We start from the raw sequence: 13,079 nt of genomic DNA, 5'->3' as shown, positions 1-13,079 counted from the left end.
CTGTTCGTGTTATATTTTGTATGTTGTATCCAAGTTAAGAATGAAACACAACTATGAAGCCAATGTCGCATTACAATATGCCACCGTTGTACCATGACATGACCACTTAACCACCATTATGAGCTGAGCAAGCCATGCAAAACAGCCTAAGCATTCGATCTTACACTCGGCAGAGTCGCACCCATCTGCACGACTACCATCAATTGGTACTGCCTACCCAAGGTGTCATCATGATCGAGATTCCCACCTATCAAGGGGCGGTTGCAGTGGGAGAATGTGTGGTGATTCGTAAGGGGCAGGAGCATCATTTTCGCGCTGATGAATCGGCTCGCTTTGTCGTCGCAGACATGACGGACTTACCCGATCATCTGGCCACCAGCACAGAGCAGGTATTTGCCACCAATGGACCTCTGCAAAGCTTCTTAATGTTTGTGGAGAAACAACTGGCCCATCAGGTACACCCTGATATTGAAGCCTCCTTGTTCCGGTTGTTTAACCAGCTGCTGAACGAACAGAACCTTAACGTGCACATGGACCCGCGAATTCGCAGAGTGCAAACCTATATTTTGGATCATCTGGCTGCGCCCCTTAATATCAACTTGTTGGCCGACCTAGCCCATCTCAGCCCAACCCAGTTTAAGAAGCTGTTTAAAGAAAACACTCAACACAGCCCCTTAAGCTATATAACTGAGCAACGCATGGAGCGAGCTAAAGCCCTGCTCATTCACTCAGACATCCCCATTCGTTTGGTAGCTGAGCAAGTAGGCTACGGGGATTTCTCTGCCTTCAGCCGACGTTTTCGACAACATTTTGGTGTCTCCCCTAGAGAGCTATCGGTGCCCCATTAGAAACAGCCAATCACCCTAACAAAGCGTCCGATCTGCACAAAATTAAGCTCTAATTCATCGTATGCTATGGGTCTAACGTCATTCACTAGGTTACATCATGTCTACCATTACACAGGCATCCCCTGGGACCCAGATGGGTCATATTGCCATCCTGATTGCGTCTTTTTTGTGGGGCACCACAGGAACTGTCGCAAGCCTTGCCCCAGCCATTAGCCCATTGGCGATTGGCGCTTTTGCCATGGGCATTGGCGGCCTGCTACAAGCCCTCGTAGCAATGAAAAACTTACAGCAAGACAGAAGTCTACTTTGGCAACATCGACGCTTGGTGGTATTGGGGGCATTAGGAATAGCCACCTATCCATTGGCATTTTACAGCTCCATGCACCTTGCAGGGGTGGCCATAGGTACCGTGGTCACCATCGGCAGTGCGCCCTTTTTTACCGCCTTATTGGAATGGCTCATCAGCAAAAAAAGCCCCGTGACAACTCGATGGCTAATCAGTCTTTCCCTAGGCATTACCGGCATATTGCTACTGGCATTTTCTAACGATGCCAGTACTTATCACACCAGCACCCAAGACACCCTTGTAGGCATTATATTGGGCTTGGTGGCGGGCTTGGCTTATGCCTTATATGCCTGGATTGGCAAACATTTGATTGAGGCAGGCATTCACTCGAAAGCTTCTATCAGCAGCATGTTTGGGGTCAGTGCCTTGGTCTTACTGCCATCACTTTGGTTCACTGGAGATCATCTGTTTGCGGATCTACACAATGCCTCCGTAGCACTCTATATGGCCATTGTGCCCATGTTTCTTGGCTATGTGTTATTCAGTTTTGGACTGAAAACCACCCATGCCAGCACCGCCACCATCCTGACACTGTTCGAGCCGGTCGTCGCGGCAATGTTCGCCGTCACCATTGTGGGAGAGCACATTACTACTTGGGGATGGATTGGGATGTTGCTGATCGGCGTGTGCCTAGTCTTACAAACTTGGAAACAAAACACCCAAGCCCTTCAACCCAGCTTGGATTGATTAAGCACAGCAAGGAAAAAAGTTCCCAGCTCATTATTGCGATTTAAGAAATAGACTGTTCGGTTTTTAGCTATTTATTCATTAAACCGATGGCATTACAGTGGCGTCACTGTTTTACAGGAGTTATCCATGAGCCACTCTCTTATCATTCAAAAGCCGGTTGTTGCGAACCGATTAATCCTGTTATTCCACGGCGTGGGCGCCAATCCTAACAGTCTTGCACCGCTTGGTCGTTGGCTGGCGGATGCTCTAGATCGCGCAATGATCGTCGCTGTGGCAGCCCCGGATCGTTTTGATTTTGGTGAGGGTTTTCAATGGTTCTCCATTAAGGAAGTCACCGAAGATAATCGCTTGGAGCGCATCAAAACCGCCATGCCAGCCTTTATTAAGACGGTGCATGAGTGGCAAGCCACCGCAAACGTGGGGGCAGAAGACACGGCTATCGTTGGCTTTTCGCAAGGGGCCATTATGGCGTTGTCTTCGACACAATTAGAGAACACTCAGTTGGCACGAGAAGTCGTATCACTCTCTGGTCGATTTGCCGTGCAACCAACGCAAAAGCCAGCAGGCACCAGTGTGCACTTCTTACATGGCACTAAAGACCCTGTTATTCCCGTGATCCACGCGGAGCAAGGCTTTAACTGGCTTGAGGCCTTAGGTGCCAGCACCACACTGGAAACCTTCGACGGCCTCGCACACAGTATCAGCCAAGCAGAAGCCGAGCATTTATTGGCATTGTTGAAGGGTTAGATCGGCTCACCCGCTTCGTCTTCTTCCACCACATCGGTTTCGGTTAGAGCATCCGCGAGCCAACGCTTCATTGCTGGGTGTGCCAACATGGTTTGTTGGTACGCCTTGGCGGCATCAGACAGCTCTACCCCGTAGGTCACAAAACGGAAGACCACTGGGGCAAAGAACACATCCGCCAAACTGAATTCACCAAACAAGTACTCACCCTGGTCTGCGTACGGTAGGCGCTTTTCCCCCCAGATGGCATCAATGGCGGCAATGTCTTTGCGCACCGCATCATCGATTGCCACATGGCGACGAGCACGACAGTTCATAGGCATGGCACTGCGTACCGCGGAATACCCACAATGCATTTCTGCTACCGTGGCACGGGCCACTGCTCGAGCGGCTCGATCCGCTGGCCAGCCCTTGCCATCTAAGTAGGTTTCATTCACATATTCCGCAATAGCGAGGGAATCCCAAACACTGAGGTCACCATCCACCAACACAGGCACCTTTTTAACCGGTGTGTATTGCGCCAAGGTATCGTAGAAGGTGTCCGTAAACAGGGGCAGTTTCACTTCTTCAAATGGCACACCAAACGCTTCTAGCGCCAGCCAGCCACGCAAAGACCAAGAAGAGTAATTTTTGTTTGCGATGATGAGTTTCATGGGCATTTCCAATTCCTTGTGATGTAAATGACAGCTCAATCATTGTGCAACCTTGCTATTCATTTGACTAACGAATACTTTTGAAGAATCTCTTTCGATTTACGAATAGGTTTAGCAAGACTCATCATGGATATTGATGCATTAAGAAGTTTCATCGCTTTCGTCGATACGGGCAGTTTCACCCGAGCAGCCAAACAAACGTTCCGCTCCCAGAGCGCCATCAGCATGCAAATGAAAAAGCTGGAGGAAGACACTGGGCAGCCCTTGTTTGTTAAGGAAGGCCGTAATGTGGCACTGACCGAACGGGGACAAGAGCTGGTGAGCTATGCACGCCGGATACTCTCGTTACACGACGAGGCCGTCAGTCACTTTAAACACTCTACCCACCATCGCCCCTTGGTGATGGGCTGCCCAGATGATTATGCAGAATCCATATTACCCACGGTCACCGCTTTGATTCGTGAACTACTGCCTAACCAAGCGTTTAAAATCGTCTGTGATTGCAGCACGGAATTACGCCTAATGTTGGATGCTGGGAAGATCGACATAGCCATACTTACCCGAGCACCGGACGCCGAAGAAGGGTATCTGCTAAAACATGACCGAGGGGTCTGGGTCTACGGTAGCGACCCAAGCGTCCTCGAGCAGAGCCCGTTACCACTGGTACTTTATGAGCCAGATTGTAAGTTTCACAGCGCCGCCATTGATGGCATGGAAAAGCAAGAAAGGGACTATTCCCTGATGGTCAGCTCATCCAGCGCCACGGCGATTAAAAGCTTGCTGCGACGGGGCATAGGCGTCAGTGCTATGGCCGTGTCGAGCGTGTCACATGGCATCAACATCGTTCAGGACAATCACTGGCCAGCCCTACCCGCGGTAGACATAGTATTGTCCGTGGCCCCAGTGCCTCACCCTGCGTTCGGGGTCAACCTAGCAGCTAAAATCAGCCAAAGGTTTTTACAAGAGCATTAGGCGTCGGAACCGGAGGATTTGAGGGTGTTTTTCACGTAACGCCAAAAGACATTGGCCTCATGACTCAAGGTCTTGTTGCGTAAGCGGATCATAAACAAGGGGAACTGACTATGGGAGGTAAAGTTCTCCACATCCATCAACACCAACCGTCCTTCCTCTAGGGAATCCTTAATCATGTAATGGGGAATCCGCGACCAACCCAAGCCCGCCTGCACTAGGGTTTTCTTCACTTGAAAGTCGTTCACATGCCAGCGTTTCCCGGTGGGCAGTACAAACCTATGTTCATGCTCCGCACCGGATCGACTGACCAAGATTTGTGGCAGGGAGTACAGGGCCTGTTGCTTAACTTTTTGCGCCCCTGCTTGCAGTCCAGGTAACAAGTCCGGGTGGACGACACAGTTCATTTCTAACTTGCCCACTTCCACAAAGATGTGTCGGTCATCCAAGCCATAGCTGGGGCCAATGGCAATATCAGAACGCTCTTTGATTAAGTGATCCTGCACCCCATGAAGGTGGTCTGAAGTGACTTCTAAGGCGATATTAGGAGCATACTCTTGAAAGCCTTTAAGCAACGCCACGATCTGATCCGTTAACCCCATTTGGCTCACACACAAACGCAGGGGCTGCTCGGCTCCTAACGCCAAATGATGGCCTAAACTCTCCAGCTGGTTTGCCTGTAGCATGAGCTTCTTACTCTGACGAAAGAAGGCTTCACCTTCAGCCGTGAGGGTGGGTCGGTAACTATCTCGATCCAGCAACTGAATACCATACTGATCTTCCAGCGCTTTCACCGCGGCGCTGATGCTGGGTTGGGTCTTATGGATGATGTCAGCAGCGGCCCGAAAGCTGCCAGTTTCCACCACTGCAATAAAGGCTCTAATCTGATCCAACTTCATAACTTAAACCTTTCATCTTGATCAAAAAACGAAATTATTTTTATTTCATTATTCAGCGTATTCTATAGCCAATCAAGTAACACATCTTATTCATTGAAAGGAGGACCATGTGACCACTGCTCTCGTGGTAATGTTTATCGCCGGTTTGATCACTGGCTTTTCAAAATTTTCGGTAGGCGGAATGGGTCTACTGGTGTTGCCAATCGTGATGATTGCCTTCCCTGGCCCTGAAGCGCTGGGCGTTTTACTGCCTTTGTATTTAATTACTGACGTGATGGCCGTGTACAGCTATCGCAAGAACATCTCTTGGAGCGTGTTAGCACGTTTCTTGCCACTGGGGTTACTCGGTGTCTTAGTGGGGGCTACCCTCTTATCAGGGATGGACTCTGACCAATTCGTCACCCTTCTGGGTGTGATCATTGTCGCCATGATTGCCCTAGGTTTTTATCTGGATGCACGACCAGCCACCTTTATGCAGAAGCCGATTACGGCCTACTCCATGGGTTTTGCTGGGGGCTTAGTGAGTATGGTGGCAAACGCCGCTGGCCCTTTGTTCAGCTTGTTTCTCTTGGAGCAGAAGCTCAGCAAAGAAAGCTATGTGAGTACCCGAGCATGGGGCTTCTTCATCATCAATATTATGAAGTTCCCAATGTACATTGGCTTAGGATTGTTTAGCCAAGAAAGCCTGACTATCTCCACCTATGCACTGCCCGGGTTGATTATCGGTGCCCTAATCGGCTATCACTTTTTGAAGCATGTAAAACCAGCTCACTTCAAATGGCTGATTCGTATCATGTCGACACTGGCTGCCATGAAGCTCATGCTGTTCTCTTAAATCCTGCCTAGATTACAGCACGCCTCTCGCCTAATGCATCAAAGCATTAGGCGTCTGTTTTTAAAGGCGGCTTACGCATGCTGCGAAGGGAGCTAAAGACCAGCACCAGCAAGGCGGCCCAAATCAAACCAAACGTGATGAATTTAGAAGGCGAGAATGTTTCCCCATAGGCAAAAACCGCCAACAAGAAAATCCCACTCGGGCCAATGTACTGGAAGAAACCTAAGGTCACCAAGCTAACCCGATTTGCCGCTGCGGCAAATAACATGAGCGGCACCATGGTCACTGGGCCTGCGGCAAACAAGAGCACATTGGTCCAAAAATCATTGGCAAACATGTTACTCATAGGGTCGCTGGACCACTTCAGCTGCATTAAGGCAAATGGCAACATTAATAGGGTTTCAAGTGCCATTCCTGTGAAACTGTCCACTGCCAGTTTCTTACGCACCAAGCCATAAAATGCAAAAGTGAAGGCAAGAGCCAACGCAATCCACGGCAAACGGCCAAACTGAATCACCTCAAACACCACGGCAGCCACACACAGAGCAGCGGCAATTTGTTTCGCACGATCTAGACGATCTTTAAAAAACACCATGCCGATGATGATGCTGATCAGCGGGTTGATGTAATACCCTAAGCTGGCACTGAGCATTTGGTCGCTGTTGACCGCATAAATGAAGGTGCCCCAGTTTGCCGCGATCAAAGCGGTGGATGCTGCCAACGCCACTAACGACTTTGGAGAACGCAGCACCTTGATAAGCACTGGCAACTTACCCATCACTAGGATCAAGGCAATCACGATCACAAAAGACCAGAGTACGCGATGGGACAAAATGTCCATTGCGCCAATGTCTGAGACAAGCTTGAAGTAAACAGGAGCGATGGCCCACCAGACGTAGGCAGTAATGCCATACGCGAGGCCAGTTTTGGTAGACTGATCCATGGAATTCTTCTTATAAGTAGAGTTTGAACAACTGGTTCAAAAAGAGCATCGACTATAATCTCTAGGGACGATAAAACACACTCCTTTACGTATTTTGCTCTTTTTTTACACGATTGTTTTCATTGGCTTTTTAGGCGTCTTCCAAAACTTGCCCATAGACGGTAACCGTCTTTTGATAAAGGGTCTCTAGGGCATCCAAATCTGCAAGATAATCTCTATGCTCTCCAGCACTGGCCTGTTGCTCAATCTCTCTGAGCGCTTGAGCCACTTGCTGTGCTCCCACAGCATCTGCGTCTCCCGCTAAGCGATGGGCGATCTCAGCCAATTCATAATCGTCACGCTCTTGGTTCATTTCCCTAAGCTCCATCAGCCCCCGTTGTAAGGCTTGAGAGAAAGAGGTCACCAGCTTAGATAGGCGCTGCTTACCTAGGGCCGTCAAATGGGAGCGAATCAGAGTCATGTCGAGCAGATCTTGACCCACTTCAGGCGCCACAGCAATGTCACTGCCATGGGTTTGGGCACGCATCACTTGATGAAGCAGCTCACGACTGAAAGGCTTAGGAATGACGGCCCAGATGCCCGCATCGTGGCATTTTTTCACATTGCTTGGCTGAACATTCGCAGTCAGAGCCACAATCGGTGTCTCTGCATTGAGGCCGCCGCCTCCACGAATCTCCTGCGCCACATCTAAACCGCTCATACCCGGCAAATGAATGTCTAACAGGATCAATTCAAAACGTGTCTCTGCTGTCAGCTTTAATGCCTCTAGGCCGTCTTTCGCCAAGCGGACCCTGTGGCCATCCTGCTGCAATAGCTCAATGGTCACCGCTTGGTTAATCGGCGTATCTTCCACCAATAAGATGGACATGGGAGCCAGAGTTTCATTGGCTTCCACCGGTGGCACAAGAGGCGCTTGATGACGATCCCTCATGGCAGTCAAAGGCACATAGAACCAAAACACACTACCATGACCTTCTTCACTCTCAACGCCGATCTCGCCCCCTAGTAAATGCACCAACTGCGCTGTAATGGCGAGCCCTAAGCCAGTGCCTCCGAAGCGACGGGTAATACTCTCGTCCGCCTGACTAAAACGTTCAAAGATCTGGGCTTGAAACACCTCTGAAATACCGATCCCCGTGTCTTCAATCTCAAACACCACCCCTTCGTTCTGATTATGATCACTGTGAACCGGATCATCTTTCGCTGGAATCACCGAAATCGTGACAACGCCCTTTTCAGTAAATTTGATAGCATTGGACACCAAATTAGACAGAATCTGACGTAAAGCACCGGCGCCACCTTGATAGTAATCATCCAACTCAGGGCTGATGTTGACCCGCACTTGCGTGTCTTGCTCTTGGGCTTGGGCCGAAAACAACAAACAGGTGGAATTCACCAGATCCTGCATTGAAAAAGGCAAGATCTCGGGGCTGTACATGCCCTCTTCTAATCGAGCGTAATCCAGCAAGCCATTTAGGATCTCTAACAGGGCTTCACCGGATTGATAAATGGCCGCCAGTTTTTCCCGACTGTCTTCTGGCTGGGGGGCGCGCTGCAGTAGCTCCACCATGCCTAGGATGCCATTCAATGGGGTTTTGATTTCATGGCTCATGGTCGCCAAGAACTGACTCTTGGCCACGTTGGCTTCTTCTGCCGCTTCTTTTGCCCCTTGTAAACGTTGGGTGCGGCGACGCACTTGTTCTTGCAACTGATCCCGGTGGAAGCGTAGTTCTTCCTCGATACGATCCTTTTGCTTAATGTCCGCAAGGATGGCTTCGCGCATTTCATTCATGGCGTTCACCACCGCATCAATCTCGTCTTCTTGGCCCGTTCGAGCTTTATGAGGCAGCACCAGTTTGAGCTTCAGATTACCCGCGCCAATGGTACGAGTGTAACTGGCCATGTATTCCAAATGTCGCGTCACCATCAGGTGCACGATCAACAGCAACACCAGTCCATTAATCAACACTAACCCACTCTGAAACAAAGCAATTTCTAGAGCGGAGCGGAGCAATCGAGACTGGATCGCCGCCATATCGTGGTACACGGTGAGTTCGCCCAAAAGACGATCCGTTTCCTGCCCCTCGCGGTCCACATAATAAATGGAAAAGGTGGTGCCATAGCCCTCTTCTAAGGTGTCCGGGGGAGTACCCACTACTATGTCCCCATCACTCCAATCCACGGAACGCAGAGTAACCGCATTCACGTTGGAGAAGTTCATGATGCCTTTGAGCTGTAGTAAAAGTTGCTCACTGTCTAGATCCCACAAACCTTTGCGAATCCCTTCAATATGAGAAGAGGTAATAAAGTCCGTTTGCTGCTGCATGGAATCCCGCTCCCGGCGGTACTCGTTGTACACCTGAATACTGGTGGAAATCAGAGCGAGTAACAGACTCAAAGCCAGCAACTTGATAAAGATGCGGTACGCCAACGGGCGGTTTTGCTTGTAACGCACTAGGCTAGAAAACAAGGTGCGGCCAGACCATCGATTCATCTTACTTAGCCTCCTGTGACGGCCTCTGCATGGTACGCAGGTATAGGGTTTTCTGGCGGGCTAACAAGCTAGGAATGATGGCAGGATTTTTTAACAAGCGTTCCAACCGCTCATTCAGCTCTGGTAACCATTTCATTAACGGAGATTTTTTAGAGATGGCCACATACCAGTAATCGTTTACATCAGTAGCCGTATGTCCCACTCGTCCATTTAGCCCTAGCGCGGCGGTTTGTAGCTGCCCAGAGAGCTTCCCCATGGGCACAGCATCGAGACGACCATCGGCAAGCTTAAGTAGGTTTTGATTTTGCGTGGATACCCATTCCAAGTCTGGGTAGGTTTGCAACGCCGCATCGGGGCCATCTCCAAAGCTGTCCCCGCGCATCACACCAATGCGCATACCCGTCAGATTTTCCCAACGGGTAAATTCAAAGGGTGCCCCTATGGGGTAATAAAAGTAGATGGATTCTTCGATGATAGGGGTGTCGAGATAGGTGACAAATTGCAAACGTTCTTCATTGCGAAACCCTGAGATCACATCCACATTACCCAGCTCCACCTCTTTAAGACAGCGACGCCAATTACTGTTTTGTTGATCATCCACTTGCACCCCTAAGGGTAATAACAAGGCTCTAATCAGAGCGGCATTGACCCCTTCCACACGACCATTAGGGGCGATCCAAGACACAGGAGGATAGGCGGGAGTGCCGCAAATACGAACCTTAAGGTCCCCTAGAGAGTCCGAAGAAGTATCTTCCGCCCGACTGACTGAAGATCCGAGTAGCATACCGAGAGCCAAAACATAGGCGGCTGTTCGGCACGTCAAAGTCATGGAGTGTCCGAATGGCTTGGGGTGCTAAGTAAGTAGCCCACCCCATGAACCGTTATGATCAAAGAAGGGCAAGACTCGTCTTCTGCTAACTTGCGGCGAATGCGTCCAATGAGCACATCAATGGTTCGATCCGTGGCATTCCAAGTACGGTTTTTAATGCGATCCATTAGTTGGTCACGGGTTAACGCTACCCCTTCACTCTCAAGCAAGGCCGTCAGCAGTTGGAACTCCCCTTCGGTTAACTGGCTAACACTCTTATCACGACCTACTAAAACCCGACGGGACATATCCAGTTGCCATGTACCTAACTGACGAATAGGCGTTTCTTCCGCAGGTTTTTGTTGCTCCCGCTGCTTGTGCACACGGCGGATGAGGTTTTTGGCTCGAGCGAGCATTTCGCGGGGGTTAAAAGGTTTGCAGACATATTCGTCCGCACCACATTCTAATCCAATGATTCGGTCAATTTCGTCTTGTTTACCCGTGACCAGTATGATCCCCACTTCCGAACGGGAACGCAGCTCACGGGTTAAGGTGAGTCCATCTTTTCCAGGCAAACGTATGTCTAGCAGAACCAAATCAAACTCTTGATCTTGCATCAAGCGCTCGGCTTCTTCAGCGGTATTCACACCATTAACAGAATAGCCTTCCTCGGCAAAGTAACTTTCCAATGTTTCCCGTGTAACACTTGAATCGTCTACGACGAGAATTTTGATATCTGACATCAACATAAGCTATGCACTGCAAAGGGTAAGAAGTTCGAGGTTGCTAGGGGCGCTACGCTGGTTAAGCCGTGTGCTATGCACCTTAGTTTCATAACTATACCAAGTCACTCCACAAAAAATAAGAGCTTCAAAGAACGCACAAATTTAAATGAAATGTAAACAAGAGCACCAGTTATAAACAGTCATTTACAGGCTATTCAAACCCGTCTTAAGGGTTAACTAAGTTACCCCATCTATGGGGTAAAAGAGACGGAGATTTGACAAAATGCCAAGCACTTACAGGCTTACCGCGCCCCAGCATTTTAGACTAGTGACAGTTTTTCACATGACCTCATGCCTTTAAATCGCATCAACTGACAAAATACGTCAAAACAGCCTCGATAATCTGTCACAAATCCGTGAATTGGAGTTCACATTGTTCATACAAAGTATTACGACCTGTTTGCGAATTCATTCTTTCATCCTGCTAAAACGTTAGTCATCGAAAGTGCATCATCATTTTCGGTGGCACTTTATAACAATCACATAACACAAAACCGCAGGAACAAATCTATGGCTAATACCAACTCAAGAACGGCGGAGATGCCTAGCTTAGGGCTAGCATTGATTCCGGTCGTCTTAACACTAGCGCTTCTGGGCGTACAAATTTTTTACTTCGGTGACTTCACCCCGCACATTCCTTTAGCCATTGGTCTAGCGATCACGGCGCTGGTAGGTATTAAACAAGGATTGCGCTGGAAAGACATCGAAGAAGGCATTTTTCACGTTATTCACGTATCCATGCCGTCGGTTTCCGTATTGATCCTTGTGGGTATGATCGTAGGTGTGTGGATTGCCTCAGGTACAGTGCCAACACTGATCTATTATGGTCTAACCATCCTATCGCCACAGGTATTCTTGGCTGCGGCAATGATCCTGTGTTCGGTTGTCTCCCTATCTTTGGGAACCTCTTGGGGGACTGTTGGTACCGTGGGTCTGGCCTTGATGGGCATAGGTGCAGGTTTTGAGATTCCCATGTATTGGACTGCGGGTGCTGTAGTTTCTGGTGCCTTCTTTGGTGACAAGGTATCGCCACTTTCTGATACCACCAACCTAGCGCCTGCGGTGACTGGCACAGATGTGTTCTCCCACATCAAAAACATGATGCCAACCACAGTGCCATCCATGCTAATCGCTTTGGTGATCTACTTGGTGGCAGGGTTCACCTTAATCGATAACGATAACGCTTCCTTCGAGCGTATCAACGCCATCACTACTTCCCTACAAAACAACTTCGAAATCTCTGCTTGGTTGTTACTACCTGCCCTAGTCGTGATCGTCTTGGCTGTTAAACGCATGCCGCCGATCCCTTCTTTGTTTGCGGGTGTACTAACGGGTGCCGCTGTGGCCATGTTCACCCAAGGCGCTGGGGTACACGATGTACTGACTTACGCCAACAGCGGTTACTCTATCCAAACCAGCTCTGATGCCATCAACAGCCTACTCAACCGTGGCGGCATTCAGTCTATGATGTGGACCATTTCTTTGATCCTAATCGCTTTAGGCTTTGGTGGAGCCCTTGAAAAGACCCGCTGTCTAGAAGCCATCATCCGCGCCATCATGTCTAAAGTGGACTCGTTCCGCGGTGTGCAATCTTCTGCCACACTAACGTCTGTAGCGACCAACCTTGTGGCAGGAGACCCGTACCTATCTATCGCCCTACCAGGACGTATGTACGCACCAGTTTACCGTGGTATGAAATACTCTACTTTGAACCTATCCCGTGCCATTGAAGAAGGCGGTACCTTAGTGTCTCCACTGGTGCCATGGAACGCCGGCGGTGCCTTCGTAATTGGAGCCCTAGGTCTGAGCATTGGCAACGGTAACTTTGAAAACTTGTTGTACATCCCTCTGGCCTTTGCGTGTTGGATTTCCCCAGTATTGGGTCTGATCTACGCTCAAATTGGCGCTTTCTCTCCTAAAGCTACGGCAGAAGAGCAAGCACAATGGGAAAAACAAGGGGAAGCCATTGCCGACTACGCAACCGGCTCCGCTAACGAGCAGAACGCATCGGGCGCCTACAGCACTCGATAATGTAATCGGCTCTCAGCCATAAAAAATCCCCGCC

The 13,079-nt window shown here is 49.5% G+C and carries 12 protein-coding genes; 6 read left to right on the top strand and 6 right to left on the bottom strand.

Features of this window, described 5'->3' with window-relative positions:
• Positions 1-134: 134 nt before the first annotated feature.
• The 3 genes from ACFQ45_RS07575 to ypfH all read left to right on the top strand — a co-directional run bounded on the left by ACFQ45_RS07575 (position 135) and on the right by ypfH (position 2,631).
• Positions 135-848 carry an AraC family transcriptional regulator gene (locus ACFQ45_RS07575; protein ID WP_377366398.1) on the top strand — a complete coding sequence of 238 codons (714 nt, stop codon included), beginning with the start codon at positions 135-137 and terminating at the stop codon, positions 846-848.
• Positions 849-945: 97 nt separating this feature from the next.
• Entirely contained in the window at positions 946-1,881 is a 936-nt protein-coding gene (locus ACFQ45_RS07570; protein WP_377366397.1) for a DMT family transporter, read from the top strand.
• Between the two features lie 129 nt (positions 1,882-2,010).
• A complete protein-coding gene (gene ypfH / locus ACFQ45_RS07565; protein WP_377366396.1) occupies positions 2,011-2,631 on the top strand; it encodes an esterase in 621 nt (206 codons plus the stop codon).
• Here ypfH and ACFQ45_RS07560 read toward each other — a convergent pair.
• Complete coding sequence (locus tag ACFQ45_RS07560; RefSeq protein WP_377366395.1) at positions 2,628-3,287, bottom strand: glutathione S-transferase family protein; 660 nt, start codon at positions 3,285-3,287, stop codon at positions 2,628-2,630. The genes ypfH and ACFQ45_RS07560 overlap by 4 nt on opposite strands.
• 120 nt (positions 3,288-3,407) lie before the next feature.
• Here ACFQ45_RS07560 and ACFQ45_RS07555 point away from each other — a divergent pair, with 120 nt between their 5' ends.
• On the top strand, positions 3,408-4,253 hold the full coding sequence (locus ACFQ45_RS07555; protein WP_377366394.1) for a LysR family transcriptional regulator: 846 nt from the start codon (positions 3,408-3,410) through the stop codon (positions 4,251-4,253).
• Here ACFQ45_RS07555 and ACFQ45_RS07550 read toward each other — a convergent pair.
• Positions 4,250-5,149 carry a LysR family transcriptional regulator gene (locus ACFQ45_RS07550; protein ID WP_377366393.1) on the bottom strand — a complete coding sequence of 300 codons (900 nt, stop codon included), beginning with the start codon at positions 5,147-5,149 and terminating at the stop codon, positions 4,250-4,252. The genes ACFQ45_RS07555 and ACFQ45_RS07550 overlap by 4 nt on opposite strands.
• Positions 5,150-5,258: 109 nt before the next feature.
• Here ACFQ45_RS07550 and ACFQ45_RS07545 point away from each other — a divergent pair, with 109 nt between their 5' ends.
• Positions 5,259-5,984: a sulfite exporter TauE/SafE family protein gene (locus ACFQ45_RS07545; RefSeq protein ID WP_377366392.1), complete on the top strand. Its 726-nt coding sequence runs from the start codon at positions 5,259-5,261 to the stop codon at positions 5,982-5,984.
• 46 nt (positions 5,985-6,030) lie between these two features.
• On the opposite strand, the gene rarD is transcribed toward ACFQ45_RS07545, so the two are convergent.
• The 4 genes from rarD to ACFQ45_RS07525 form a co-directional block, all read right to left on the bottom strand.
• A complete protein-coding gene (rarD, locus tag ACFQ45_RS07540; protein ID WP_377366391.1) occupies positions 6,031-6,927 on the bottom strand; it encodes an EamA family transporter RarD in 897 nt (298 codons plus the stop codon).
• A gap of 130 nt (positions 6,928-7,057) precedes the next feature.
• The gene (locus ACFQ45_RS07535) at positions 7,058-9,421 is read right to left on the bottom strand and encodes an ATP-binding protein (protein ID WP_377366390.1); all 2,364 of its coding nucleotides are present in this window, start codon (positions 9,419-9,421) and stop codon (positions 7,058-7,060) included.
• A 1-nt stretch (position 9,422) separates the two neighbouring features.
• On the bottom strand, positions 9,423-10,250 hold the full coding sequence (locus ACFQ45_RS07530; protein ID WP_377366388.1) for a substrate-binding periplasmic protein: 828 nt from the start codon (positions 10,248-10,250) through the stop codon (positions 9,423-9,425).
• Positions 10,247-10,972 (bottom strand): response regulator, encoded by a 726-nt coding sequence (locus tag ACFQ45_RS07525; RefSeq protein ID WP_377366387.1) that lies wholly within the window; start codon positions 10,970-10,972, stop codon positions 10,247-10,249. The genes ACFQ45_RS07530 and ACFQ45_RS07525 overlap by 4 nt, the downstream gene beginning before the upstream one ends.
• Before the next feature lie 552 nt (positions 10,973-11,524).
• Here ACFQ45_RS07525 and nhaC point away from each other — a divergent pair.
• Entirely contained in the window at positions 11,525-13,045 is a 1,521-nt protein-coding gene (gene nhaC, locus ACFQ45_RS07520) for a Na+/H+ antiporter NhaC (protein ID WP_377366386.1), read from the top strand.
• Positions 13,046-13,079 lie beyond the last annotated feature (34 nt).

Origin of the sequence: Rhodanobacter aciditrophus, from assembly GCF_042679525.1 — a bacterium.
GTDB classification, from domain to species: domain Bacteria; phylum Pseudomonadota; class Gammaproteobacteria; order Pseudomonadales; family Marinomonadaceae; genus Marinomonas; species Marinomonas aciditrophus.
This window is presented reverse-complemented; position numbering and strand designations above follow the sequence as displayed.